The sequence below is a fragment of the Shewanella sp. NKUCC05_KAH genome, from assembly GCF_019345585.1.
Taxonomy (GTDB): domain Bacteria; phylum Pseudomonadota; class Gammaproteobacteria; order Enterobacterales; family Shewanellaceae; genus Shewanella; species Shewanella oncorhynchi.
Genome location: NZ_JAHKQZ010000004.1, coordinates 13,569 through 39,253 on the forward strand (window position 1 = coordinate 13,569; position 25,685 = coordinate 39,253).

Consider the following 25,685-nt stretch of genomic DNA (forward strand, 5'->3'; position numbering starts at 1 on the left):
ATATTCATATCAGAACAAAGCGGCATTGCCGTGTTGGCTTTCAGTAAAGTTAAAATTACCTCTTGACCTTGGAGTAGGCTCCAAGGTTTATACTTGCATTATTGAGTTGTATGCTGGAAATGATCCCTGAGTTGTGGGCTATTTCGCAAAGGATGAAGACATGTATCGTATTGGTGAATTGGCGGATTTATGTGAGGTGAAAGCCGACACGTTAAGATTCTACGAGAAGCACGGCCTACTCGCGCCGTCGAGCCGTACTGAGTCTGGCTATCGAGTATATACCGAGGCCGATGCTGCGCGATTACGCTTTATTTTACGGGCGAAAGCTGTGGGTTTTACCCTCAATGAAATCAGTGAATTGCTGTCAATTGAACTCGATAAATCTAACCGAGTCTGTGCCGATGTAAAAGGCATGGTTGATTGTAAATTGGCTCAAGTACAGGCCAAAATTGCTGAGCTGAATCATTTTCAAGCGAGTTTACAAAGCTTGTCTGATGCTTGCTGTGGTGGGCCACGTAGCGCCGAACATTGTTCTATTTTAGAGGCGTTGGAGTCCAGCACTGAGCGGGTACGCGTTGAGCATCACTCTCATAATGTAAATCAGCATCAAGCGCAGAATAATCACGGCAAAGCCATTTATGAAGAGTCAGGGAATTAGTTATGTTACTGAAGAATTTTATTGATCTGTTTTTAGACTCGGCGCCTTGGTTATTACTGGGCCTGATTTTAGCTGGGCTATTAAAAGTATTCGTGCCAATGGCGTGGATGCAAAAGCAGCTCGGTGGTCACGGTTTTAAAACCGTAGTGAAAGCGGCGCTGCTTGGCGCACCTTTACCTTTATGTTCTTGTGGGGTTATTCCTGCGGCGGTAGGATTGCGCCGTTCTGGTGCCTCTAAAGCAGCAACGACTTCCTTTTTAGTGTCGACGCCAGAAACGGGCGTCGATTCAATCGCGGTTTCTTATGTGTTACTTGGCCCCTTTATGGCGATCGTCAGACCGATAGCAGCGATTACCAGTGCGATTGTGGCGGGCTTACTCGTTGGTCGCGATGATGACGATGGCAAGTCAGTGGTTAAGGTAGAAACTCAATCAGATAAGCCATTAGAGGGTGAGGCGTCTTGCTGCGCCTCAAAATCAGTGGCTCAGCCAGAGATGGTAAAAGCCGAAGCGGTTAAAAGCTGCTGCTCATCGACTACGCCTGCGATAACGCCCGTAAAGTCTTCCTGCTGTGGTAATGACAATGTTGATGCACCTGCAGCCGAGCCAAAGCCGAAGATCAAAATGACGCCTATGGCGGCGCCGAGCTTAATGGCGGGTCCTTCAAGTGTTATGGCTGTTGGCGGTCAAACCATGGGATCTGCTCAAACTATGGGTTCTGTGGTCAAGGTTAACGCTGCTAAAGCAGAAAGCGTGGGGTCATGTTGTGGCAGTCAAACCACAGAGTCTGAAAAAATAGTGGTGGTGAAAAAAGGCGCTTGCTGTGGTGGCAGTGCTAAGGATGCTGAGCAGGTGAGTACTAACACTGCAGGCGATAGCTGCTGTGCCTCTACTCAAGATATGGCGACTGAATTTAAGTCGCAATCGGTACTCAGTCGTATCGGAATTGGCCTTAAATATGCGGCAACGGATTTAGTGCGTGATACTACGTTGTGGCTGCTGGTGGGCTTATTTTTCGCAGCTCTGGTACAAACCTATGTGCCGGCTGACTTTTTGGCTAAATGGGGCGATGGCATTCTGGCTATGCTAGTGATGGTGCTCGTTTCTGTGCCTATGTATATTTGCGCGACCGCATCGACACCGATTGCCGCTGGATTATTACTGGCGGGAGTGTCACCGGGTGCTGTACTCGTGTTTATGATGGCAGGTCCGGCAACCAATATCGCGACTTTAGGCATAGTGGCTAAAGAGCTAGGTAAACGTGCGCTGTGGGGCTATCTTGGCGGTGTGATTGGCGTGGCCTTAGTGGCCGGTATGTTGGTCAATTATCTGGTTAATACCTTTGGTTTTGTGGTGATGCCACAAATTGGTGAAGAGCACCAAATGTTACCTCAATGGTTAGTGGCAACCTCTGGCATAGTGCTGGCGTTACTCATGGCAAAAGTGGTCTTTGAGAAGATCCCAAGAAGCTGGGTTCGCCGCAACGATTGCTGTTCTTAGTCGATTCATATTCCGCTAAGCAATATCAAACACATAAACATCCCAGTGTTGTTGCTAACACTGGGATTTTTTATGGGATTGATTTGCAAACCTATCAGTATTTGTTTGCTTTTTTAACGTCGATAAACGTAGGCGGCCTGTCGGCTTCAGCCTTGTTAATTGATTAGGATGGGAAGGAGCTTATCTCCGCCAAGGTTAAGTTGCGCCATTTCCCTACATCGATATCTAAGGCCACTGCGCCAATTTGCGCCCTGTGTAGGGCAACCACTTTATTGCCCACGGCGGCAAACATCCTTTTGACTTGATGAAACTTGCCTTCGGTGAGCGTGAGTAGCACGGTTTTTTCATCCACTTGCTGCAGTGTTGCTGGCAGAGTGAGGGCGGTTTCGCCCTGTAGATTTAGCCCAGCGGCAAACTTTGCGGCTATGGCTGCAGTCGCTTCGCTGTCGAGTGGATCTCGCAGTTGAACACGATAGATTTTTTCGCACTGATATTGAGGCGAGATAATATTAAACGACCAGCGGCCATCGTCAGTCAGTAGCACTAAGCCTGTGGTATCAGCATCTAGGCGGCCAACGATGTGCAGGTCAAATGCGCGATCTATATCGAGCAGATGAAATAGCGAAGGGTAGGCTCCATCCACATTTGAGCACAAGGTATTAGCAGGTTTGTGCAACATGATATAGCGAGATGGGCGTGGCGTAAGCGGTTTTCCATTAAGGCTGACAGTATTATTTTCATGCACTTGCATTGCGCAGTCTGTCACGATAGCGCCATTGACTGTGATTGAGCCGCCAAGAATGGTGACTCTTGCGGCTTTGCGATCAAGATCTGTGCTTTTACAGAGGAATTTATCGAGGCGCATAGTGAAATCTCAGGAAAAACAATCAGCACAGGTGTTTAAGTAAGCTGCATTATCGCGACTTAGGGAGGATAAGCAACTGCCCTGTCTGAATGTTAAAACTGAGCGTACTGATTTTTAACGTTATGACCTTTGTGGATCATCTTGCTGTTCGCTTTGTGTTGATTTGACCGCAGATATTTTTTATTTGAGCCACTCGATGAGCATGTCGTTCATTAAGTGGCTGCTTATTAAGTCGCAGTGCAATGCATTTTATGTGACTTGTTAAGGCGAGGAAAAACTTGGCTTAGTGTTAATAAGTAATTGAGCAAAAATGTAAATACTGCTCAGAATACAGCATATTCCTAAATAAATGAGTAAGCCGAACTCCGTTTGGCCAAAACTGCTGGCAACTAATGGGCCTATCACTGACCCCACCGAATAGCTCAGCAGCATCACTTGAGTCGCTGAAACAATTTGGCTATCAGGTAAGTCGTCACAAGCTAAGCTGATTGCAATCGGGTAAAGGGCAAAAGCGCTGGCGCCAAGCAAGAGAAATCCAATAATCAGCGTCATATTTGAATGCTGAGTGAGTAGCAATAATGCTGCGACACCCAGTAGGCAAAAGCTTACTATCAAGCCACTTTTGTTAACTCGAGGAGATAAATAACTGACTAAAGGTTGTACCAGCATGCCACCTACAATGATGAGGGCCATAAATTGTCCTGTTTGCTGATCAAGCCCCATATCCAGTGCCACATAGATGGGAAGTAAACCATAGATAGGGCCAAGCAATAATCCAGAGACTAAACATCCCATAATGGCAGGCTGACTTAGGTTTTTTAGCGCAGACAATGACATTGATTGTTGTTCGCTTACCTGAGGTTGACCGCGTTTTACCAGTAGTGCGGGTAAACTTGCCGCGGCTAATAATCCCATGATCACTAGGTAAGGTAGATTGCCCTTTGTACCTAAATAATCAATGGCTAATTGTCCTAAGGCAGTGCCTCCATAAAGCGTTGTCATATAAAGTCCAAGCCGCTTAGCGCGTTGCTTTTGGGTATCGGCCATTAATAGCCATGATTCAACCACCACAAAAATCCCTGCAACCGCAAATCCCGCTATAAGTCGAGAGGCTAACCAGACTCCACTTTTAGGGATTAATATCATAGCGACAACGCTGCAAAGAAGGATATTCAAAAAAAGGATAAAGGCTTTACTGTGGCCGATACGGGCAACAACAGGAGCAATACAAGGCGCCCCCAGTAATAAACCTAAATAAAAAATACTGGCCAGTAATGGAGCAAGTGAGGTGCTGAGTTCGAAAAAAGTGAGCGACAGTGGGATTAAGCTCATTAAGTAGCCTGATGCCAAAGCAAACAAACTTAACCCTGCTACTGGGACGAAAAGGCTGGGCTTTTGAGCCGACTGAGTTAAGGCAATTTTTTCCACGGGCGGTTCCGAAAACAGACAAATAATATACAGGAGGCGGGGTTGCGGTCGCGACTTTAGGCTGGATCGCTGACAGGGTAAAGTGAGTTAGATTGACTGTGGTGGTGAATAATATTTGTGTTTACTATTCATGTAGATATTGGGTTTTCTATGTTGCCTTGTTGCAATACGTTTGTGTTGGTCGCTTGCTGTTCACTGCGTCGCAGTTTTAGTGCACATTCAACGATATCTAGATTCGATTTAGCGCTACACATTCAATTTTGTGCCAAATTGGGGGAATAATATCTAATCCTACCAATGATCAGAAGGTATGATTAATTAGTTGATTATCACCTTGGTAGAAAGTGTGGCGTGATCTATATCTCAGTTTTAAACATTAATTAAATTACAACGTGGGCAAGGTTTTGTTCGATCTTTGTCCGTTTGAAATTTTAAAACAAAGGTGTCGATCAGAATTTGGTGATTATTGTCGCTAATCGGCCGTTTGTGCGTGCTAGCTCAGTAATAAATGTTGTTGCCAAGTGATAAAATTACAAAATAAACCGCTTTGCCAAGTGTGATCTATGCCCTAAATTTGCGTCAAAATAAAATGGTATTAAGGTTGTAACCATGTCTTTAACAGATTCAAGTACTGCTCCACCTAATAAAGCTCCCGTCAGCGAGGGGCTCGATAAGAAAAAAATGCTGATCCTAGTGGCTGATATTGTGCTGTTATTTGCACTTTATTACGGTTTACCTTTCGAACAAGGGGTGAATACTGGGCTGGCCATTTTGTTCTTTGCAGCGATTCTTTGGCTGACCGAAGCGATTCATATCAGTATCACTGCGATTCTCGTTCCTATACTCGCCGTATTCTTTGGGGTGTTTGAAACCAAGGAGGCAATGAGTAACTTTGCCAATCCCATCATTTACTTATTCTTTGGTGGTTTCGTATTGGCTGCGGCCTTGCACCATCAAAAGATTGATACCCTCATAGCGCAAAAGCTGCTGCTAGCCTCTAAGGGCAAACTCAGTATCGCCTGTTTGATGCTGTTTGGAGTAACTGCGCTGCTATCGATGTGGATCAGCAATACCGCGACCACGGCGATGATGTTGCCATTGGCACTGGGGATTTTGCAGCAGCTCGACCGCGAAAAATACCACAGCACCTATGTATTCCTTCTGCTCGGTATTGCCTATTCAGCCAACATCGGCGGTATTGGTACTTTAGTGGGTAGCCCACCGAATGCGATTGCTGCGGCTCAAGTGGGCTTAAGTTTTAGTGATTGGCTGAAGTTTGGTATTCCAACCGTTATCCTCATGCTACCTATGATGTTAATTGCCTTATATTGGTATTTTAAGCCTGATCTTTCTGCCAAATTTGATGTGAATGTTGAAGCTCAGAAGCTGACATTTCAGGGGAAATTTACTCTGCTTATCTTCCTGACTACCGTATGTTGCTGGATTTTCAGTGTGCCGTTAGCCAAGGCATTAGGTGGCATCACTCAGTTTGATACCATAGTCGCCTTAGGTGCCGTCGTTTTACTCTCGGGCTTAGGTTTGGTCGGCTGGAAGAAAATTGAATCGACCACAGATTGGGGCGTACTCATATTGTTTGGTGGCGGTTTAACACTGAGCGCAGTACTAAAAACGACTGGCACCAGCGTATTTTTAGCTCACTGGATGACAGATATTTTCGGTAGCACTCACATGTCGTTGTTCGTCTTTGCTGTGATTGCTTTTGTGGTGATGTTGACTGAATTTGCCAGTAACACCGCCAGCGCTGCACTATTAGTGCCTGTATTTGCTGCGATTGCTGAGGCATTAGGCATATCGCCTGTAATGTTATCTGTGCTGATTGGTATTGCAGCTTCTTGCGCCTTTATGCTGCCGGTGGCGACACCGCCCAATGCTATCGTTTATGGTTCTGGCCATATCAAGCAATCGGAAATGGTGCGAGTGGGTATGATCATCAACTTTATCAGTATGATAGTCTTGGGTATTATCGCTCATACCTTCTGGGATATTTAACACTGATATAGTTCATGGCAACTTTGTGTTTCAACGTTGCCGCTAGAATAGTATTCGCCTTATGAAGAGCATAGGGCGGATACGCATTTTGTTTTTAGCAGAGTCGTTGTACCGAGTTTTTGGGCTTAGTGTTTCGAAGCTTACTCTATGCTTATGTTTTGCACTTAATTTGAGGTTAAGTTGCGACTAAAAGTATTTGCGCTATAAATTGCTTGATGTTGATAACGTAGATAAAAGATTTCTTTTACGTTGATGATATCAATCTGTTCAATATCATTTTTATATAATACGGGAGTGGTATCGCCTTCAGTGACAGTAACGGCTTGTAAAATAATAGGCTTATCTGTCATGGCAAAAAACACTTCTGCTTGCTGTAAATTCTCTGAAAGATAAACATAAGCTGTCTGCGGCTCGGCAGAATTATGATCACTGCGAGTAAAGGCTATCCCTTGCTCGAATGGGCGAATGCATTGCTGAGTTTCATCGTTCCAAGTCCCTCCCTTGTCGAGACAAGTATCAATTGTGAGATATTGTTGTAAACCCCATCCTGTCACCACTAGCAAGAGCACTGCGCCCAGTAAGAACATTGCTTTTTTCAATTTTCGTTACCTTTACAAATTAGCTCGGCTGAGCGTTTGTATCTTAGCTCAATCCTCTTATTTATAGGCATTTAACCATTGGTTTAACGCTGAGGAGGGCAAAGCTCCGGCTTGCTGGGCGAGTATGTGGCCTTGTTTAAAAATCATTAAGGTTGGAATAGATCGAATGTTAAATTGAGCCGCGAGGGCTTGCTGTTCTTCAGTATTGATTTTACCGAAGCGAAATTGAGGCTCCCATGTCTTAGCTGCTGCAGAAAATATGGGCGCAAAACTTTTACAGGGCCCACACCAGCTGGCCCAAAAGTCGACGACAAGGGGAAGCTCTGATTTATTGGCATGGTTGGCAAAGTTTGTGCTATTGAGTTCAATTGGCGCAGCCGTAAAGACACTGAGCTTACATTTACCGCAAGTGGGTTGTTGGTTTAAACGCTCATCGGGAACGCGGTTTAACGTATCGCAATGGGGGCAGGCAATAATCATGGTAAAGCTCCAAAATAAAACGTTTATACGACTTATATATTGGGCTAACCGACAGTAATTTAAAGGGCGAGTGATGATGTTATCGCCCATGATGACCTTATTATTAAGGATTAAGCAGTGAACCGAGCTGCAGAAATGTTTAGATTGCGCCGACAAGCCCGCTCGTCGGTGATAAAATCCTGCGCAAAGTTGAATATCACGCCCTAAGTGCGAACAAGAAAAGAGAATGAAGATATGACTGAATTAGAAGTAATCGACCTGCAAGTGGGCGAAGGAAAAGAAGCGGTAAAAGGCGCGCTGATCACCACCCAGTACCGTGGTTTTTTACAGGATGGTACCCAATTCGATTCATCCTATGATCGTGGTCAAGCGTTTCAATGTGTAATTGGTACTGGCCGTGTGATTAAAGGCTGGGATCAAGGTATTATGGGGATGAAAGTCGGTGGCAAACGTAAGCTGTTAGTCCCAGCTCACTTAGCCTATGGCGAGCGTCAAGTGGGGGCACATATCAAACCAAATTCTGATCTCACCTTTGAGATCGAATTGCTCGAAGTGCTGACTCGCGACTAAGCGTGACAGGACTGCGAGAGTCTGTGTAAGCTCAATAGAGCCAATATGATTCTGGCTCATTTTGCACTCCTCGCTATGTTGCTTCGACATTGGGTGATTTACACTGGACTCAATTTTCCCACTTAAAGGAAAGAGATTTGTCGTGGCTTCGGATACTGCAGCAGAGTTAATTGCGCAACTTCAGGCTGAGATCGCTCAGCTAAAAAGTGAAAACGCTCATTTAGCAGCGTTGAATTATCGTGCCGAAGAAAAACTCTTTGCGGCCCTCGATGGTAATGGTTTATGTTTATGGGAACAGCATATTCCAAGCGGAAATTTAACCATATTTAACATGCGCTGGGGCGAAATGCTCGGGTTTAGTCCTGAAGAGTTTGCCGCCCATGTTGATATCTGGAAAAGTAAATTACACCCAGAAGATAAAGAATGGGTGATAAAAGCTTTTGAAGATCATGTGAATGGTCAAGCCGATTACTATCAAGCAGTTCACAGAATGCTACACAAAGATGGCAGCATAACCTGGGTGTCCGATCGTGGGCGTATTGTCGAGCGCTTAGCTGATGGAACACCACTGCGAATGATGGGCAGCCATATCGATATTACGCAAGAAAAGCGCTACGAAATAGATTTAGCCCGCTTAGCCCACAGTGATCCACTCACCAACTTAATGAATCGCCAAGCTATTGCTAAAGTATTCGATGAATCCTCGCAACCAGATATTCGCGGTGCGTTATTTTTTATCGACCTTGATGGTTTTAAAGCGTTAAATGACCGTCACGGCCATAAGTTTGGTGACAGCCTGTTGATGCACGTTGCGCATACTTTGGTATCTCACGCAGGTGAATTCGCGCAGATCGCACGGTTAGGTGGCGACGAGTTTGTGATATTACTGCCGTCATTTGATCGTGAATCTTTAGGGGCGCTCGCACAATCATTGCTCGATGTTTATCGAGATAAATTCCTGCTAGAAGGTTGTGAAGTGGAGGTAGGCCTGAGTATCGGTATTGATATATTTGGCTATGGTGATAGTTTTGCCGAGAGTTGTGATCGCGCGGATGCCGCCATGTATCGCGTGAAACACCAAGGAAAGCATGGATATTGTTTTTATCAGTCGTCGGAATAATGTTCCAAGCCTGCTGATCTTAGTAATACTTAATTTAGATTTGATTACAGTGCCTTATTCGAACAAAAAACCACCTTTAATGGTGGTTTTTTGTTTTTTAGCTTTTTAAGCGTAGTGCCATCAGCTTATGGAGTTACAAAATTAAATGGTTGATGGCAACTGACACAATAGTTTTCAGATTTTTTGTGTACATGGTGGCACTTACTGCAATCAGTTTCGGTGTCGAAGTGGCGATTTTTATGGGGATTGGTTGGTTTTACATCCGCCGTTTTTTCCGCTAATTTCTTAGTGTTGTGGCATTGTACACACTTGAGCATAGGGACTGCTTGTCGTTCTTCTGCACCATGGCAGCTTGCACATTTAAGGCCTTTCGCCATATGAGTTTGATCGAGTAAAGTACTCTCTTTAGCGAACGCGCTGCCAGCGAAAATACCCAAAATAATAGCCAATATAATTGTTAAGTTTTTCATTGTTTGATCCCATTATTCATTTCACAGGATGCCAAAATGTGAGGCATCCATTATTGATGACTATGTGTTCTATAGCTTTGCTACATATTTGCCAGCTAAATAGCCGAAGGTGTAGCAGCGACCTAAAGACAAGCCAAATACCGTTAATGGGTAGTCAACGCCACCGTAGAAACCTGCTCCTAGGTTACCAACAATGAATAAACCTGGAATTTCCTTACCATCGGCATCAAGTACTTGGTGGTTGTCGTTAACGAGAATTCCTGAACATAAAGTAGAAATACGCATACGACGGTGAATACCGTAAAACGGTGGTTTGAGCACTGGTACCATTTTGCTTCTAGGTTTACCGAAGTCCTCATCTTTACCTTTTTTGCACAGCTCGTTATAACGGTTAACGCTGGCAACAAAGGTTTTTGGATCGCACTCTAACTTCACAGCCAATTCTTCTAATGTGTTAGCTGAATGGGTGTTGATCAAAGAGGGAAATACTCCTGTTTTCTCACCAGGAACTTCAGGCATATAAACTTTAAGCTCTTCAGGAGAATAGAGGTGGCCAGGCCAATCCTTCGCTTGCGTCATATAGTCAGAATCAAATACTTGTGAGTAATGCCCCGCATTCTGCTCATCTTTCAAGTAGTTATTCATTAGAGACATCTCAACCTTCTCATTCACAAAGCGCTCACCTTTACGGTTTACCGCTAAGAATGGCATGTCACACATGGAAGCCGGGCCGGCATCGAAGTCGTGCAACATTTTGGTATGTCCAACAGGTTCAATAACGCCGCCAGCCCAATAGGCCATAGCAAAACCGTCACCGGTACGATCCATTTGTTTACGTTCAAAGTTTTTCAGTTCGGGGATGAAGAAGTCACACATGGCTTTGTTATTTTGATAGTCGCCAGAGGACAGAATGACACCTTTCTTCGCCATGTATTTGTGGTACTTACCATCACGAGTTTGAGCAATGACGCCGATGACTTTTCCTGACTCATCTTGGATTAATTGTTGTGCAGGAGTATTAAAGAAAAACTTAACGCCTGCTTTTTCCGCTGTTTTAGCTAATGCGCGCATAGCATCACCCGTGGTGTAGGGTTTAGGGCCGCAGAAAGAAGTGATAAAATTTAAACGGTCATCAGTATCAGCAATTCCGCGAATACCGTGCTGCACTTTGGTACCTTGGTCAACAATCTGGCCGCCACCTTGTTTCACTCTATCGATAACCCAAGTGACAGCTTCACCTGAATTGTAAGCCCATTGCTTAAGAAGACCGGGATGTGAACGGTGCGCGTTATCCGCCATTAAACGGCTAACTAAAGCTTCAATTGCTGATTTATCACTGTTTTTCAGGTCAATCCCTGAACCAGTGTTTCCTTGAGAGACAGGGATGGCTTGCTTTTGTAAACACGCAACGGTTGCACCACTTTCTCTGGCTGATAGAGCCGCAGGCACACCAGAAGCTCCAGCACCGACGACGACGACATCAAAGGTTTGGGTTGTTGCAATATCTTTATCAGCAATAGGTTTTGGCTTAGGTAGAAAATTGAGCGTTGCGCCGCCAATTTCGCCATATTCAGTGCCAACTTGAAGTGGTGCCGCACTCGCTGAAGCAATACCAAGACTTGCAAAGGCTAAGCCACCACTTCCCACTGCAGCTCGAGTTAGGAAACTTCTTCGAGATATACCATTTTGCAGGACGCTAGCAGTGTATTGATCGATTTCTTTCGGTTTCTGTGAATGCTCTTTACTCATTTTGATACTCCTTGGGTCCTCATTGCTAAGGTCGATATGACATCGTTAGCAACGACAATGGATCTGGCCATAACCGCATGTGATTTGTTTGCTTTAAAAACTAGAAGTGCAGTTGTGTGAAAGTGATTAAATTCTCATTCATTAACAACATACGTTTAAATGTATGACATATGACAATAAACCAAAAGAGGTATTAATTACATCTTTGCAGTGCTTCACAAAATGCTGGAGTTTTGAGCTGTTAATATGATTATTCTTTTTGAAACAAGCTAATGTAGAACTTTCTTTATTAAATAATGCAGTGAATTTTTTGATGAAGATAATTTTCTTAAATACAGTGATCAAAATAAAATATGTGTTGTTAAGCTATTTCACTACATATATTTAGTGTTCCAGGTTTGCGGGAGTTAATTGTGGTAATGAGGCGTTAGAGTCATCGTTATTTCTGCATCCGCTAAATAAGACACATGAAATAGCCATGGCTGGAATAATTAAGAAATTATTTTTTCCATTTTTGATCTCAATAATTAAGTCAACGCATTCACCGCAACGTTTAAATGGAGATGAGAATTTTGCGGTGTAAAAACCGGGTGTATCGAACAAGGCTGATACACCCATATAAGTTTTGGTGCAGGGGAGCTAAAACGGATGAACTATTTACCTAAGGCAAATTTATAAGTGACATATAAACGCAGATCGTCAAGATCTTCAGCTTGATCAAAATCGACCATGGCATAACGCGCCTTAAGACCTAGGCCCGATAACATGCCTGAAAATTTATAGGCGATTGAAAAGTTTGTTTCATTAAAATCTGACGCAGTCCCCTCTGGCACATCGTACTGCCCATAGAAGGCATAGGCTTCTAATCCACTCGCCCCTAATTTTTCAAAGTCATAGGCCAGCTTTAACGCGTTGACCTCTTCATTCGCCCGTGCAGATTGATATACCTGTTGAATGACCACTTTTTCATCGCCCCATGGGGTCAGCACTGTGTCATCCCCGGTTTTGGCGTACATATAAGTGAGATCTGCCCCCGCCAATTTGGCGCCTAGATGGAAGCCATATTGATAGGTATCGAGTGGGCCGCCGGTTTCTTCACCTATTGCCTGTTGAGTTAAATAGGAAGGTGTTAAGTACAAATTCGTTGGACCAACATCAGCGGCTAATTTCACTTTGGCATAGGTTTGATTGAAAACATCTTCCATGCTGTAGTGCCAAAGATGGGCTTCAGTTTGGACTGTCTTAAAGGGCAATTGATATTTAGCACCTAGGGCATAAACTGGGTTATCGGCAACATCTGCCACAATACCCGCTCTTGCTAATTCGCTTTGTACCGCCTCTTTTACGGATACGAAGCTATTGTCAGACCACCCCATGGAATCTGTAATATAGAGTGCTGATAACGTTAGATTATCAACACTCTTATTTTCTGCTGAAAAGCCGCGAAAAGTTCGTGGGATCGCACGAATGTCATGGGGATTCATCATTGGTGTGCGCAGTTCTTGTGCACCTAATTTGAATTGAGTATCCCACCAATTACCTTGGACAAAATACTCCTGTAAACGGTTGACGTTGTCATGGTCGCCAGCGGCATCGCGAGCAACTAGGCCGTAGACATCATCTGAATCATTGGTCCAAATGGGATTTGCAGATGCGAAGCTGGTCCCAAAACTGAGGCCATTCACTTTTGCGGTATTGTAATAAAACAGTCCGCCAAATGACGTATCGTGTTTAGTGTTCGTCGTATTATCAAAGTCACGGGTAAAATCGAATAAGCGTAATTCCCCTTTTAACGTACCTTGGCTAAACATTTGATCAATGCTGGTATCTGCTGTAGCAGGAATCGCTAGCGTAGATAGCACAAGCAAAGATAAATAAGATTTTTTCATCATCATCATCTTCCCTATTATTAGTAAGCCCTGATCAGAATTGTCTGAGCTAGTTAAAGAAATTATGTTTAACATTCTTAGGTTAAATGTATGACGTATGACTAATGTCGACAACGAAGTTAGGATGAATATGAGAAACTAGTTACGAAATTCGCACAGATGTTACTTGGATCAACAAATGTGAATGTTTTTTAATCACTAATGTAGGAAAGATGAGAGTACTTTTTCTGCGTTAATGCGGTTTTATGCTAGTATGGCGACACTAAGCATATTTGGGATAATCAAGTGCATATCTTCAAGCCAATTAAGCAGATAAGAGCATCGAGTGAAGTCGGGCAGCAACTGAAAAATGCTATTTTAGATGGCGAATATAAGGCTGGCGATAAATTACCCTCTGAGCGCGAATTAATAGAATTATTTCAAGTTAGTCGCACTGTGGTGAGAGAGGCGATCAAAAGCCTCGAAGCGGGTGGATTAGTGGAGATTCGCCAAGGTGCAACAGGTGGCGCATTTGTTAAGCACTTAACCTTTGAACGTTTAAGTGATGCTTGCCAAGATTTATTTCTAATGGGGAAACTTTCCCTTCCTGAACTGTGTCAAGCACGCATGCTGATTGAACCGCAAGTGGCTAGAATGGCTGCTAAAAATTGCACTCCAGAGCAAGCTAAAGCTTTGCAAGAGGCGAATAGTCATGAAAGTGACTCATTGGCTTATCCCGAAACTGTCATATTGCGATCTCAAGTACATTATTTGCTCGCTGAAATGTCTGGAAATCGCTTTTTAGAAGCGATCGTAAAATCCTTGTTGGTTTTATTAAGTAATCAAACGACTAAGTTTCAGCCACCGACTGATGAAATTCATCCTTTAGGCTTGCATGATGTCATTGTCGAAGCGGTTATCGCAAAAGATGGGGCGAAAGCTGAGGCTGAAATGTTTGCACACCTTGAGGATTTTAATCAGCGCCTAATAGAAATTGAGCGTAAATATATGGATAAACACGCTTAAGGCAAAGAGCCGCAACCCCAAAGTTCAACCGCGGCTGTTTGTTTGTTGGGTACGCCAATCCAATGACTCATGGCTTGGCATTGCACTTTTCCTGAGATTTGAGTGAAGCAAAGTTCAAAATCCCCTGCTTCGGGCGTGCGACCTAAGCGCAACACAGGTAAAATGGGCTGCTTGGGCTGATAATGCCAGCTGCCATTTTTAAGATAGGCATCATCTGGGATTTCCATTCCTGCACCCGTACCTTTCACTCTTGCTTCGACCAACACTAATCCTTGTGGGGTGACGTTATAGTCTTCCTCCCAGCGAATTTTTTCTATGCTATGGTTCCATGCCAAGGTGAAGTTGTCTGTGGGCACTTGGGCCCACAGTGTGCCAGCTAGGCCTAAACACAGGCCTAGCATCTGTTTACCTTCAAAGACTGATTAACGACCAATAATCTCAAGAGCTTATCCTTGCTCTGCGAGACGTTTAAGTTTGCGTGCTCGCCAGCTGTGTTGCACGATAAATAGCAGCGCGAGCCCAAAGCCAATTTCATCACTCAACGGCGTAGCAAGAATTAAGCTAGCACCTGCAAGGAAGCCGATAACGCGTTCCCACCAGTAGAGTTTTTGTAATAGATATCCGGTAAAGATGACGCCCCAAATACCAATACCCACAGTCGCTTTTAGCAAGACAAACCCAGTGGCTAACCAGCTATCACCTTGAAGCATCAAAGCGGGATCGTAAACCGCCATAAAGGGGATCACAAAACCTGCAATGGCGATACGGATTGCCCAAAGGCTGATCTTAAGGCCTGATTCCTTAGCGATTGGTGCTGCGGCAAAACAGGCTAAGGCAACGGGAGGCGTGAGATCGGCCATGATGCCGAAATAAAATACAAACATATGCGACACAATCAGTGGAACACCTAGGTCGAGTAATGCGGGAGCGGCAATCGAGCTAGTAATAATGTAGTTAGGGATTGTGGGGATCCCCATGCCGAGTACTAGGCAAGTGACCATAGTTAACACGAGTGATAAGAACAAGTTATCTTGGCCAACGGCGAGAATGTAGCTCGCGAAGGTCGAGGCAATTCCTGTCAGTGACACTATGCCGATAATCACACCGACTAAAGCGCAGGCGATACCCACAGGCACTGCATGACGGGCGCCTTCTACCAGTGCATGCAAGCAGATGGTGAGAGTATCTCTGCCACCTTTAATAAACCAACAAATGGCGACTAATAAGGCGATAACCCCAAATACGACCCCGATCCCGAGTTGGAAGAAGCCAGCGCAAAGGATGCCAAGGGCAATCCAAAATGCAATGCGCATTGCCATTGAGGAAAGCCGCAGTACTATGGCTGAGCCTAAAATTACTATCGATGTGAGGGCGAGTCCCACCATGCCTGAGAACAGCGGCGTTCTACCCGAAAACAGCAAGTAGACTAAAATAAACAAGGGGATAAGGAGATACCAACGCTCTTTAATTGCCGCCCATGGATTAGGGCACTGATCTTTAGGCAGGCCACAGAGATTGGCGCGTTTGGCTTCTAAATGCACCATCCAAAATACGGAGCAGAAATAAAGTAGCGCAGGGATCAATGCCGCTTTGGCTATCTCGATAAAGGGGACGTTAATGGTTTCGGCCATAATAAAGGCCACCGCGCCCATGATCGGCGGCATGATTTGGCTGCCCATACTCGATGTCGCCTCTACCCCGCCGGCGAAGGCTGGGCGATAACCGAATCGTTTCATGAGTGGAATGGTAAATTGGCCCGTTGTGACCACGTTGGCAACACCTGATCCTGTAATCGTCCCCATCAATGCCGATGACACTACTGCAACTTTTGCAGGACCGCCGAGCTTGTGGCCAAATAATCCCATGGCAAAGTCGGTAAATAAACGGATCATTCCGGCTTGTTCTAAAAAGGAACCGAAGAGAATAAACAGGAATATATACGTCGCCGACACATAGGTTGGTGTGCCGTATAGCCCTTCGGTACCGAAGGCTAATTGATTGATGATCTGATCGAATCCATAGCCGCGGTGCATTAAGTCACCGGGTAAATATTGGCCAAATAAGCCATACATCAAAAAGATGCTACAGATAATAGGTAGCGCCCAGCCCATGACTCGGCGCGCTGCTTCAAACACTAATACGATCAAAGTGATACCTATCACTATATCCGCATAGGTCAGATCGCCTGAACGTTGAATTAAGTCGGCTTCGAAATACCACTGATAAGCCGCTGTGGCCATGCCAGCTAGACCGAGTAGCCAAGCGAGTGGCTGCCAAGGCTGAGATTTTCCTCTAGCGGGATAACTTAAAAAAACCACTAACAGTAAAAAGCCCACATGGGTGGCACGCAGTACTTGAGTCGAGACGGGATGAAAAGCGGCAGTGATGATTTGAAAAATAGAAAAAATTAGGGCTGTATAAAATAGAGCCTTGGGCCAATCGCCAGTATTTGCGCTGAGACCTTGTTGGGGATCACTCATATTATGCCTCACAGCATTAGACTACAGAGATGATATAAACGAGATGCCGTTATTTAACGGCATCTCAATTGCTTAGTTTGGAATAGGATGCACAGATATCAGTAAAACTTAGAGTGCACCAACTTCTTTGTAATAACGTTCTGCACCTGGATGCAGTGGTATTGGCAGATTTTTCGTCGCTTTATCTACGCTGATGGTCTTCGCGGCGGAGTGCGCGTTACCGAGTCGGTCTAAGTGCTCGAACATGAGTTTTGTCATCTGATAGGCTAAATCATCCGATACACCGCTTTGAGTCACCAGTAAATTTTGAATGGCGACGGTAGAAACGTCGGTGGTTTGGCCTTCATAGGTGGATGCTGGGATCACGCCATGTTGATAGGCGGGATTGTTAATCTTAGCGATCACATCTTCTGGAATTTCAACAAAGTTGATTGCCATAGTCGCAGCTAAGTCACGGATAGCAGCCATGCCGAGACCGGAAGATTGTAAAGTGGCGTCTAATTGACGATTTTTGATTAGCTCAACGGATTCGGCATAGGGTAAAAACTCGACTTTCCCCATGTCTTCGTAACTTAGTCCCGCAGCCTTGAAAATCGATCTGGCATTGAGTTCTGTCCCTGATTTAGGGGCACCCACTGAGATACGTTTTCCCTTTAAATCGGCCAAGGTTTTAATACCAGACTCTTTATTGGCGACGATTTGAATGTAGTTAGGATAAGCCGAGGCAAGTACTCGGATTTTATCCAGCGGCGTTTTAAAGCCTGCATCAATATCACCTTGATATGCTGCTGCGACTGAATCACCTAAAGCGAACGCTAATTCACCACGACCCGCTTGCAATAAATTGAGGTTTTCTACTGAGGCTTTAGTTGCTTGAACTGAGGTTTTAGAACCTTCGATTCCTGTGCCGTAGAGTTGCGACAGCGCAACGCCAATAGGGTAATACACACCACTGGTGCCGCCTGTGAGAATGTTGATAAAGGCGGGGGCAGCAGCCATAGCGGCAGCACTGAGTGTGAGAGTCACTGCTGCGCCGACGGCGACAAAACGTTTTTTGATTTTCATTATGAAATATCCTTATTTTTTATAGTGTTATGTAGGGTCTTTCGAGCGGTAAATACCGTAATCAGCTCAATATAACTACATAAAACCTGGAAAAGGTCAATTAGGCTATAGTCGATAGCTGCTACTTTTGTATCACAAAACTGAGATCTGGGACTGTTTTGAGCAAGGTTGTATTGTGAGGTAAAACTTGGTTGGTTCAATGAAGCGGGCAATAAAAAGGGCTAACCTAAGTTAACCCTATTTGTGTTATTAGAGGACAAACCTCCTAATAACAAGACACTATTTAGTGTTATCTAAGAAACCTTTAGTTGCGTTTTTCGCATGTTTTGCTGCTCTTTTCTCTTTAGGAGACATCAGCGGTTGTTTCTTCGATTCTTTACGGTTTTTTTGCTCTTTACTCATATAAAACTCCATGTACTCTTTGGTTATTCATCAGGCTAATCATGTAAGCCGTACTTAATTGAACCTATTCCATGACGTCCTGATTGAAGCGAAATTTTTATCTCGAATTACAACATTTTAAATTACAAATATCTAAAATCATTGATAATTATCTGTGAATTTATTTGCCTCAATGAGCGATTACAGCAAAATAATCTTATCACCGAATTCCGTACCATGATCCATCTATCACTTAGAATAATTAATGCTAATGCTAGCGTTAACCTGTATAAGAAATATGCGAACAAGGACACAGTACCTCTATTTTCGTCATTGTTTGTGGTTTTAGTGGGCCCTAATTGGAGGCTTAACTAAGTACCATATGCCTAACGTCGGCTCGATTTACCTAACATGCCACCTAATATACCGCGCAAAATTTGTTTACCTAATTGGCTGCCAACCGTGCGTGCCGCTTGTTTTGACAAGGTTTCAGCTAACCCTTGGCGGCGCTTATTGCCAAAAATGAGTTCACTGAACCAACCTTGTTCTTCGGCTTTTTGGCCCGTTTGAGCATCACTTGCTGTGGATGTGGTGTTGGTGGCGTTACCAACTCGTCTTTGGTTAAGGCGTTCGTAGGCCGATTCGCGGTTGATTAACTGATCGTATTTACCTCCAATCGGGCTTTGGACACGGACTTGTTGTAACTCCTCACTTGTGGCGGGTCCCATGCGGCAACGTGGCGGTGCGATGAGCGCGCGCTCGACCATAGTTGGCACGCCTTTGTCGGCTAACATAGACACTAAGGCTTCACCTACAGCGAGCTGGGATATGACGTCGCTAACAACCAGTTTGGGGTTAGGCACAAAGGTTTCGGCGGCGGTTTTAACGGCCTTTTGATCCCTTGGCGTGTAAGCTCGCAGGGCATGTTGAATACGATTACCTAATTGTCCGAGAATTTCGCTTGGGACATCATCAGGAAATTGCGAGCAAAAATAAACGCCTACGCCTTTTGAGCGAATTAGGCGCATGATCTGTTCGACGCGTTTTAATAGACTCGGTGGGCAACCCTCAAAGAGTAAATGCGCCTCATCGATAAAAAACACTAGCTTAGGTTTTTCGGGATCGCCGACTTCGGGCAGATTCTCAAATAATTCTGAGAGTAGCCAGAGTAAAAAACTTGAATATAAACGGGGTGTTAAAATCAGTTTGTTTGCTGCTAATAAATGGATAATGCCGCGTCCTTGCAAATTAGTGCGCATTAAATCTTCAAGCTGTAACGCGGGTTCACCAAAAAAGTCTTTGCCACCATCGCGCTCTAATCCTAGTACCGAGCGTTGAATCGCTGCGAGGGATTGGGCGCTGATTAAACCATATTTGGCGGAGATTTCTTTGCGTTCCTCGGCAACTAAGGCCAGCATGGCCCGCAGATCATCTAAGTCGAGCAGTAATAACCCTTGGTCGTCCGCTAGCTGAAAGACTATGTCTAAAATACCGCTCTGGGTGTCATTCAATTCTAAAATTCGGCCGAGTAAGGTTGGGCCCATTTCGCTGATGGTGGTACGCAGCGGGTGGCCTTGAACGCCCGCTAAATCCCATAACACCACAGGGTTGGCTTCGTTGTGATAATCCTCAATGCCAATTTGAGTTGCCCTTTGTAATAGCTTTTCACTTGGAGTGCCGGCCATAGCTAGACCCGAGATATCGCCTTTAACGTCTGTGATAAAAACTGGCACGCCTTGGCGTGAAAAACCTTCGGCAATACTCATCAGCGACACGGTTTTGCCTGTCCCTGTGGCACCGGCAATTAACCCATGGCGATTGGCATACTTAAGATTTAAGTGAACCTGTTGTTCACCTTTTCCTATTAATAGCGTATTCAAAGGCATTCCTTAATGTTAACGGTAGGGCTTATATTGGAATCGTTGCAGCATCCTTATTTTAGCCACTGTGTATTTAATCCACTTTAGTGTCGTCGTTCATGCGTATAAAAATTCATCATTGAGTGTTGGCCTTAGCGTAATTTATGTCAACATGGGGCCTGAATAAGCTTGATATCACTTAGCAAAAATGTGTGATTGGCAATATGGGCGTTACCTATGAATGAGGTGTGTTATTTGGGTCATTCACTGAGGCGTGCTTGATGGTGAAATTCCCTTTGATTATGCTGCTCTTGTTCTTTACTGTGCTGACATCTGCTTGCGCCGAATTAGAGTGTTCTGCCAGAACTGATGTCGATCCCTATGAGCCCATGCGAGATAAACAGCGCTGTGTTGCCGAGGCGGATAAAAATCTCGACGAGTACCAAAAGGCAAAAGCAGCGGAAGAAAAACAACGGCTGAAAACGGCCATAGAACAAGCCACTCAAAAATCGTTAATTTAGAAAGGATATCTATGAAAGGTGCGGGCGGAACACAGGGCGGGACGGGACAATTTTTTATGGGTCTTGCCATGATGTGTGGCGGATTTTATTTATTGTTCAATGCAATACAGGTGAGCTCTAGTTTTGGACTGGGCTATGGCTTATATCGAGTGAATGCCTTTGGGCAAGGCATGTCGATCACCACTGGCATGGTGATGCTACCGTTTATTATCGGCATTGTGATGGTGTTTTTTGACGCTAAGAGTAAGTTAGCTTGGCTGCTGAGTTTAGGTTCGCTAACGGCCTTGATTGTAGGGGTTATCAGCTCGATTCAATTCCACTTTAAATCTATGTCGGCCTTTGAACTTATCGTGATCCTCGTTTTGGCCTTTGGTGGTTTAGGATTGTTTTTACGTTCACTGAAAGACGCGCCCACAAGCGATACACAAGCGAAATAATCACTAGGCTCTTAAGCACTAGGCGCTAGAGTGCAAATACGAAATCAGAGTTGTGCATCTAAGCGACTTTAATAGCGGTTTAATGAAAGTTTTAACTACAGAGTGAAGGAATGCGATGCGCTGGCGTGACACTGACAGAAGCTCCAATATCGAAGACAGACGCGGCCAGCAAATGGCATCTGCGGGTGTGCCGAGTGCCTTGTTACTCAGGTTCTTGCCCTTTTTGCTGAGAACTAAACTTGGCCGCGTGGTGTTGCTCATCGGCGGCATTTATATTGCTTTTCAGTATTTTACCGGTGGTCTGTCACTCGACCCAAATACTCAATCTCATCTTAGCCAAGCTCAATCTAGTTCAACAACAGCGGTACAGGATGAAAATGCCCAGTTTGTGGCGGCCATTTTAGGCACCACAGAAACCGTTTGGGGCCAGTTGCTCAAGGGGCAATATCGAGAGCCTAAGTTAGTGCTTTATCGCAATATGACCTCCACTGGCTGCGGTATGGGACAGGCGCAGTCTGGGCCTTTCTATTGCTCCGCCGATAGCAAGGTGTATATCGATCTTAGCTTTCTTGATGAGCTTAAAACCTTAGGCGCGCCCGGTGATTTTGCCTTTGCCTATGTGATTACCCACGAGGTAGGCCACCATGTGCAAAACCTGCTGGGCACTAGCGCTAAGGTGCGCCAAGCCCAGCAATCTGGCAGTAAAGTGCAAGTAAATCAATTGAGTGTCGCACTTGAATTGCAGGCGGATTGCTACGCAGGGATTTGGGGGCATTATGTCAATCAACAACTTAACTTACTTGAAGCGGGCGATTTAGCGGAAGGTATTGCCGCCGCCAGTGCTGTGGGTGACGATCGTCTGCAAAAGATGGCGGGTCGCGCCGTACAGCCTGATGCTTTTACCCACGGCAGTTCGGCGCAGCGGGTGAAATGGTTTAAGACAGGGTTTGATTCGGGTAATCTCGCCAGTTGTAATACCTTTGCGGCGAAGTGATTTTGTGTGATATCTCAAATACGTACCGAACAGAAATGCAAGGATAATTGAGTGGCCTTTAACGATACCTTTAGATTGAGCAGCCACGCGGTTATCACTAATGCGCAGGGACAAGTACTGTTGCTTAAGGCCAATTATGGTAATTTTGCTTGGGGTTTGCCCGGTGGCGCACTCGAGCCCGGTGAAACGATTCACGAGGCCTTGGTGCGCGAATGCCAAGAGGAATTGGGGTTAAGTGTGCGGGTTAACTATTTGAGCGGCGTGTATTATCACAGCGCCTATCAATCCCAAGCCTTTATTTTTCGTTGTGAACTGCTATTGCCTGATGGGCCTGATGTGGCAAAAAATGTGGCAGAAGACGAGTCTCTGCCAATCCAATTAAGCCACGAACATTCAGAGTTTGCCTTCCACGATATCGACACCCTTAGCGCAGTTCAGCAGCAAAGAATTAAAGATTGCCTTAATTTCAACGGGGTTGTCATGAGCGCAAAGTTTTAATGCTTTACTGGCAAACCGCTGGCCGTTAATCGGCTTGGGTTTGCGCGAGTAAGGTTTCTAAGCAGTGTTCCTTGATCCCGTAATAGGCTTTAATGTCAGCTATTTGCGCGAGGATTGCGGCGCTGTCTTTCTGATTGTGTTGTGGCTTTTTAACGGCCAAAATCATCTTATTTTTATTGGTATGTTCTAGGCTGATAAATTCAAACACCTTAGTCGCATAACCGTTGGCTTCCAAAAATAGCGCACGTAATGAATCCGTCACCATTTCAGCCTGTTGGCCCATGTGCACCCCATATTGCAGCATAGGTTTGAACAATTCTGGGCTGTGCATCTGTGGGCGAATTTGTTTATGGCAGCAAGGCGAACACATGATGATGTCGGCATTGGCGCGAATACCATAATGAATCGCATAGTCAGTGGCGATATCGCAGGCGTGGAGCGCGATCATCACATCGGTTTGTTTAGGTGCGTGGGTTCTCACATCGCCGCAGACAAACGACAATCCTTGATGATCCAGCGTTGCCGCTGTTTCATTACATAAATCGGCCAAGGCTTTGCGTAATTCCACCCCAGTCACTTGCGCATCGTTGTGAAGGCTGTGGCGCAGGTAATCATGGATTGCAAAGGTGAGATAACCTTTACCTGAACCAAAATCGACCACATTGATCGGTTGGTCATTCTTGTGGGGTGAGGCTTCGAGTGCTTGGCTGAAAACCTCAATAAATTTATTGATTTGCTTCCATTTACGCGACATCGCAGGGATAAGATTATGTTGGCTGTCCGTCACACCTAGCTTGGTCAGGAAAGGCCGTTCGATACCCACAAAACGCTTTTTCTCACGGTCATGTTCTAACGGCGCTGCGACGGTTTGTTTAACGTTATGTGTGCTGATTTGGACTTTGCCTTTTTTGCTGATCTCAAGCTGAACTTCTGCCTGCGCCGTGGCTAAGTGGGCACTCTTAAAATCGCTACCGAGTAACAGTTTTATGCTGGCTAAGCCTTCGTCATAACTCAGGTTTTTAGTGATGTGATTCGTCTGATGTTGATACACAAACGACAGCATAGGCTCATTTTGCAAACTAATCGGCCGAATCGTAATGCGCTGCAGGCTTTTATCTGCCCCTCGGTACTTACTCAACAATAGTTTGATCAGACTATTCTTCGCCAAGCTGTCAGCTAAAAGCTGGTAAAAATCATCAAAAGAATTAAGCGCTGAATGGGACATGATTGTTTCCGAAAAAGTAACCAAGAAAAACAGGGTGAGTATTCTAACCGCGATCCGCCGCTACCTAAAGTTATTCTCATCGAGAAAGGGGTTTGGGGCAGAGCTTCGCTGCTGATCTATCTGTTGAAATTCGTAATCTTGTGTAGGTTTTTGGCAAGCGGGATTTTGTCCCAACTCTTGTTTGAATTATTTAATCAAAGTCAAAGTCAACGTCGTGGGGCTTCACCCCACACCCGACCAAGGAGGACTGCTCGTCCTATCCTCCTTGGATGCTCCATGACGCCCCCAACGGAGTTGAAAGCCCCTTGTGCTCATTGCCAAATTTGCTATCGCTTCCGAAGGATGCGTCCCTGCACCTGCGAAAGCTAGCTCGCCATCCATGGCGAGACTCACGCAATTTGTCATTTCGCCCTGCGGCAACTCCGAGGGGATGCGTATTCCGTCGATTTTTGAGTTGTCTGTTGGCCACTTAAAGCATTGAAGAGTTGTGGATGCCCTGTTTCACTCTATTACGTAGCAAAATTTAACAATGGGTGTCTTGATAAACTCGTGCTGTTTGCTGGATATAAAACGCTTGTTGGACTTGGCCGTTGCCACATCCCCGAAGAGTACCCGTTAACGGGTACCTAACTAAAGATCAACTTAACGGTGATTTAAATTTAACAATGGGTGTCTTGATAAACTTTATGAGTACTTCTTTGCATACTCATAGCTATTCCATATAATTAATGAAACACGCTTAAGTTTATGTTTTGGAATGGTTATTCCTGCTGGAACGGTTAGCGCTTTTTTTACATCAGTGATATCTAAAGATGCGAACTTAGCGCAAATTTCTTTAACCATATTTTTCCCAGTTGAAGATGGAGTGTTATCATGATTGAACCACCAATTTAGAGTGTTAAAATCATGGTGATTTGTTGAAAACATTTGTTCAGAATCGATGATTACTAATTCATGGTTTTTTGTGAATAACCTGTCAGATATTTCATTGGCACCTAAGAGGTACGCGAGAAATTCGCTCTTAGGCCAATCTAAAATATTCGGGATATTAATGAGATATAAATCCTCTATGGTACATATTGGGGCTACCATCAATTGATGATAAGGGCAGCTATCACTACATGGTTCAATCGAATGTTCCTCTATAAACCAATGAGCACTATGTACATCACCAGCTTGCCCACCAAGAAGGGTTGCGCTTTCAGAGTCTAGAACCATATATGTGGAGGACTGGCAGGATATTCCCATTGATTGAGCTATGCGAGCAAAAACGATTTCTCGGTAAGCATAGAAAGAGCCTCTAAGCTTTGTAAGCCAGCGATTTCCATTTAAATCAGTTCCAATCCAAAACTCTTTTAAATCTTGATCGTGTGGACTGAAAGTTTCCCAATTCCATCCTACTGTAGAAATAATTTTTGGTAACTCAACGATTAATGGGAATGCATTTGTCATGAATGTCTCTGTTGGAATTTTTGTCGATTAGGTGTTATTCAATTATGAGTGCTAATCAAATAATTCAACGAGTTATATCATAAATTAGTGTTACTCAGGGCTTATTGGTCAGAATAAATCAGGCCACCCAAGATAAAACAAGAACATAATGAACTTTCTGTTAGCATTCAAGGGCAATTAACGAGCTACCCATCTTTAAATTTGCAGAGTGCATGCTTGTAAGAAGGGGTTCAGATTACTGTAGGGGTTGGCAAGATTAAGCACTGTCATGGAAGTGACCGTTGACGGCATGGATGCCGTCGTCGAGCCCTCAGGGATGAGTTAATGGCGTGTCACTGGAATGACAGTGCTTAATCGCTGAAACAGAATGATGAACACCCTCTTTAAGAATAATTAATACAGCCTTACCCTTCTTTAATACCTACCCTAAA

24 protein-coding genes are annotated in these 25,685 nt (G+C 44.6%); 10 read left to right on the plus strand and 14 right to left on the minus strand.

The annotated features are described in order from the left end of the window. The first annotated feature begins 160 nt into the window (after positions 1-160). Positions 161-658: a Zn(2+)-responsive transcriptional regulator gene (gene zntR / locus KO533_RS04980; RefSeq protein WP_219253122.1), complete on the plus strand. Its 498-nt coding sequence runs from the start codon at positions 161-163 to the stop codon at positions 656-658. Between the two features lie 2 nt (positions 659-660). Beyond that, the gene (locus KO533_RS04985) at positions 661-2,157 is read left to right on the plus strand and encodes a permease (protein ID WP_219253124.1); all 1,497 of its coding nucleotides are present in this window, start codon (positions 661-663) and stop codon (positions 2,155-2,157) included. Positions 2,158-2,320: 163 nt separating this feature from the next. Here the strand turns inward: KO533_RS04985 and KO533_RS04990 are convergent, their stop codons facing one another. Together KO533_RS04990 and KO533_RS04995 are read right to left on the minus strand one after the other, a co-directional pair. Then, positions 2,321-3,022 carry a pseudouridine synthase gene (locus KO533_RS04990; RefSeq protein WP_219253126.1) on the minus strand — a complete coding sequence of 234 codons (702 nt, stop codon included), beginning with the start codon at positions 3,020-3,022 and terminating at the stop codon, positions 2,321-2,323. Between the two features lie 261 nt (positions 3,023-3,283). Beyond that, positions 3,284-4,450, minus strand: coding sequence for an MFS transporter (locus KO533_RS04995; protein WP_219253128.1), 1,167 nt, complete (start codon positions 4,448-4,450; stop codon positions 3,284-3,286). A 609-nt stretch (positions 4,451-5,059) separates the two neighbouring features. Between KO533_RS04995 and KO533_RS05000 the strand changes: the two genes are divergently transcribed. Continuing rightward, positions 5,060-6,460, plus strand: coding sequence for a DASS family sodium-coupled anion symporter (locus KO533_RS05000; protein ID WP_168827785.1), 1,401 nt, complete (start codon positions 5,060-5,062; stop codon positions 6,458-6,460). A 164-nt stretch (positions 6,461-6,624) separates the two neighbouring features. On the opposite strand, the gene KO533_RS05005 is transcribed toward KO533_RS05000, so the two are convergent. Together KO533_RS05005 and trxC are read right to left on the minus strand one after the other, a co-directional pair. After that, on the minus strand, positions 6,625-7,059 hold the full coding sequence (locus tag KO533_RS05005) for a hypothetical protein (RefSeq protein ID WP_219253130.1): 435 nt from the start codon (positions 7,057-7,059) through the stop codon (positions 6,625-6,627). 57 nt (positions 7,060-7,116) lie between these two features. Next, a complete protein-coding gene (gene trxC, locus KO533_RS05010; RefSeq protein WP_219250987.1) occupies positions 7,117-7,539 on the minus strand; it encodes a thioredoxin TrxC in 423 nt (140 codons plus the stop codon). A 234-nt stretch (positions 7,540-7,773) separates the two neighbouring features. Between trxC and KO533_RS05015 the strand changes: the two genes are divergently transcribed. Together KO533_RS05015 and KO533_RS05020 are read left to right on the plus strand one after the other, a co-directional pair. Continuing rightward, positions 7,774-8,109 carry an FKBP-type peptidyl-prolyl cis-trans isomerase gene (locus tag KO533_RS05015; RefSeq protein WP_011845636.1) on the plus strand — a complete coding sequence of 112 codons (336 nt, stop codon included), beginning with the start codon at positions 7,774-7,776 and terminating at the stop codon, positions 8,107-8,109. 142 nt (positions 8,110-8,251) lie between these two features. Further along, entirely contained in the window at positions 8,252-9,229 is a 978-nt protein-coding gene (locus tag KO533_RS05020; RefSeq protein WP_219253132.1) for a sensor domain-containing diguanylate cyclase, read from the plus strand. 125 nt (positions 9,230-9,354) lie between these two features. Here the strand turns inward: KO533_RS05020 and KO533_RS05025 are convergent, their stop codons facing one another. From KO533_RS05025 to KO533_RS05035, 3 genes are all read right to left on the minus strand, one after another. Then, positions 9,355-9,699, minus strand: coding sequence for a cytochrome c3 family protein (locus tag KO533_RS05025; protein WP_105250378.1), 345 nt, complete (start codon positions 9,697-9,699; stop codon positions 9,355-9,357). 69 nt (positions 9,700-9,768) lie between these two features. After that, the gene (locus KO533_RS05030; RefSeq protein ID WP_219253133.1) at positions 9,769-11,448 is read right to left on the minus strand and encodes an FAD-binding protein; all 1,680 of its coding nucleotides are present in this window, start codon (positions 11,446-11,448) and stop codon (positions 9,769-9,771) included. 653 nt (positions 11,449-12,101) lie between these two features. Continuing rightward, entirely contained in the window at positions 12,102-13,340 is a 1,239-nt protein-coding gene (locus KO533_RS05035) for an OprD family outer membrane porin (RefSeq protein WP_212599580.1), read from the minus strand. A 282-nt stretch (positions 13,341-13,622) separates the two neighbouring features. Here KO533_RS05035 and KO533_RS05040 point away from each other — a divergent pair, with 282 nt between their 5' ends. Beyond that, the gene (locus KO533_RS05040; protein ID WP_219234794.1) at positions 13,623-14,342 is read left to right on the plus strand and encodes a FadR/GntR family transcriptional regulator; all 720 of its coding nucleotides are present in this window, start codon (positions 13,623-13,625) and stop codon (positions 14,340-14,342) included. On the opposite strand, the gene KO533_RS05045 is transcribed toward KO533_RS05040, so the two are convergent. The 5 genes from KO533_RS05045 to KO533_RS05060 all read right to left on the minus strand — a co-directional run bounded on the left by KO533_RS05045 (position 14,339) and on the right by KO533_RS05060 (position 20,148). Next, the gene (locus KO533_RS05045) at positions 14,339-14,743 is read right to left on the minus strand and encodes a DUF1850 domain-containing protein (protein ID WP_219253134.1); all 405 of its coding nucleotides are present in this window, start codon (positions 14,741-14,743) and stop codon (positions 14,339-14,341) included. The genes KO533_RS05040 and KO533_RS05045 overlap by 4 nt on opposite strands. Before the next feature lie 45 nt (positions 14,744-14,788). Continuing rightward, positions 14,789-16,822, minus strand: coding sequence for a TRAP transporter permease (locus KO533_RS05050; protein WP_219253135.1), 2,034 nt, complete (start codon positions 16,820-16,822; stop codon positions 14,789-14,791). Positions 16,823-16,930: 108 nt separating this feature from the next. Next, positions 16,931-17,887, minus strand: a complete 957-nt coding sequence (locus KO533_RS05055) for a TAXI family TRAP transporter solute-binding subunit (RefSeq protein ID WP_105250372.1) — start codon at positions 17,885-17,887, stop codon at positions 16,931-16,933. A 279-nt stretch (positions 17,888-18,166) separates the two neighbouring features. Continuing rightward, complete coding sequence (locus KO533_RS22745) at positions 18,167-18,289, minus strand: hypothetical protein (RefSeq protein ID WP_105250371.1); 123 nt, start codon at positions 18,287-18,289, stop codon at positions 18,167-18,169. 365 nt (positions 18,290-18,654) lie between these two features. After that, positions 18,655-20,148 carry a helicase HerA-like domain-containing protein gene (locus KO533_RS05060; RefSeq protein WP_219253136.1) on the minus strand — a complete coding sequence of 498 codons (1,494 nt, stop codon included), beginning with the start codon at positions 20,146-20,148 and terminating at the stop codon, positions 18,655-18,657. Between the two features lie 260 nt (positions 20,149-20,408). Here KO533_RS05060 and KO533_RS05065 point away from each other — a divergent pair, with 260 nt between their 5' ends. The 4 genes from KO533_RS05065 to KO533_RS05080 all read left to right on the plus strand — a co-directional run bounded on the left by KO533_RS05065 (position 20,409) and on the right by KO533_RS05080 (position 22,577). Then, positions 20,409-20,648, plus strand: coding sequence for a hypothetical protein (locus KO533_RS05065; RefSeq protein WP_105250369.1), 240 nt, complete (start codon positions 20,409-20,411; stop codon positions 20,646-20,648). A gap of 11 nt (positions 20,649-20,659) precedes the next feature. Then, entirely contained in the window at positions 20,660-21,085 is a 426-nt protein-coding gene (locus KO533_RS05070; protein ID WP_006084327.1) for a hypothetical protein, read from the plus strand. A gap of 115 nt (positions 21,086-21,200) precedes the next feature. Further along, entirely contained in the window at positions 21,201-22,079 is an 879-nt protein-coding gene (locus tag KO533_RS05075) for a neutral zinc metallopeptidase (protein ID WP_219253137.1), read from the plus strand. Between the two features lie 51 nt (positions 22,080-22,130). Beyond that, positions 22,131-22,577 carry an NUDIX domain-containing protein gene (locus KO533_RS05080; RefSeq protein ID WP_105250367.1) on the plus strand — a complete coding sequence of 149 codons (447 nt, stop codon included), beginning with the start codon at positions 22,131-22,133 and terminating at the stop codon, positions 22,575-22,577. A 25-nt stretch (positions 22,578-22,602) separates the two neighbouring features. Here the strand turns inward: KO533_RS05080 and KO533_RS05085 are convergent, their stop codons facing one another. Together KO533_RS05085 and KO533_RS05090 are read right to left on the minus strand one after the other, a co-directional pair. Beyond that, complete coding sequence (locus KO533_RS05085; protein WP_219253138.1) at positions 22,603-23,802, minus strand: SAM-dependent methyltransferase; 1,200 nt, start codon at positions 23,800-23,802, stop codon at positions 22,603-22,605. Between the two features lie 684 nt (positions 23,803-24,486). Further along, positions 24,487-25,254, minus strand: a complete 768-nt coding sequence (locus KO533_RS05090) for a hypothetical protein (protein ID WP_219253139.1) — start codon at positions 25,252-25,254, stop codon at positions 24,487-24,489. Positions 25,255-25,685: the final 431 nt, after the last annotated feature.

Bases quoted from the DNA above. Each gene is read 5' to 3' on its own strand.
- trxC (WP_219250987.1), bottom strand. From the start codon at position 7,539: ATGATTATTGCCTGCCCCCATTGCGATACGTTAAACCGCGTTCCCGAT.
- KO533_RS05015 (WP_011845636.1), top strand. From the start codon at position 7,774: ATGACTGAATTAGAAGTAATCGACCTGCAAGTGGGCGAAGGAAAAGAA.
- KO533_RS05025 (WP_105250378.1), bottom strand. From the start codon at position 9,699: ATGAAAAACTTAACAATTATATTGGCTATTATTTTGGGTATTTTCGCT.
- zntR (WP_219253122.1), top strand. From the start codon at position 161: ATGTATCGTATTGGTGAATTGGCGGATTTATGTGAGGTGAAAGCCGAC.
- KO533_RS05055 (WP_105250372.1), bottom strand. From the start codon at position 17,887: ATGAAAATCAAAAAACGTTTTGTCGCCGTCGGCGCAGCAGTGACTCTC.
- KO533_RS05045 (WP_219253134.1), bottom strand. From the start codon at position 14,743: ATGCTAGGCCTGTGTTTAGGCCTAGCTGGCACACTGTGGGCCCAAGTG.
- KO533_RS04990 (WP_219253126.1), bottom strand. From the start codon at position 3,022: ATGCGCCTCGATAAATTCCTCTGTAAAAGCACAGATCTTGATCGCAAA.
- KO533_RS05035 (WP_212599580.1), bottom strand. From the start codon at position 13,340: ATGATGAAAAAATCTTATTTATCTTTGCTTGTGCTATCTACGCTAGCG.
- KO533_RS05050 (WP_219253135.1), bottom strand. From the start codon at position 16,822: ATGAGTGATCCCCAACAAGGTCTCAGCGCAAATACTGGCGATTGGCCC.
- KO533_RS05090 (WP_219253139.1), bottom strand. From the start codon at position 25,254: ATGACAAATGCATTCCCATTAATCGTTGAGTTACCAAAAATTATTTCT.
- KO533_RS05075 (WP_219253137.1), top strand. From the start codon at position 21,201: ATGCGCTGGCGTGACACTGACAGAAGCTCCAATATCGAAGACAGACGC.
- KO533_RS04985 (WP_219253124.1), top strand. From the start codon at position 661: ATGTTACTGAAGAATTTTATTGATCTGTTTTTAGACTCGGCGCCTTGG.
- KO533_RS05085 (WP_219253138.1), bottom strand. From the start codon at position 23,802: ATGTCCCATTCAGCGCTTAATTCTTTTGATGATTTTTACCAGCTTTTA.
- KO533_RS05000 (WP_168827785.1), top strand. From the start codon at position 5,060: ATGTCTTTAACAGATTCAAGTACTGCTCCACCTAATAAAGCTCCCGTC.
- KO533_RS05070 (WP_006084327.1), top strand. From the start codon at position 20,660: ATGAAAGGTGCGGGCGGAACACAGGGCGGGACGGGACAATTTTTTATG.
- KO533_RS22745 (WP_105250371.1), bottom strand. From the start codon at position 18,289: ATGAGTAAAGAGCAAAAAAACCGTAAAGAATCGAAGAAACAACCGCTG.
- KO533_RS05065 (WP_105250369.1), top strand. From the start codon at position 20,409: ATGGTGAAATTCCCTTTGATTATGCTGCTCTTGTTCTTTACTGTGCTG.
- KO533_RS05030 (WP_219253133.1), bottom strand. From the start codon at position 11,448: ATGAGTAAAGAGCATTCACAGAAACCGAAAGAAATCGATCAATACACT.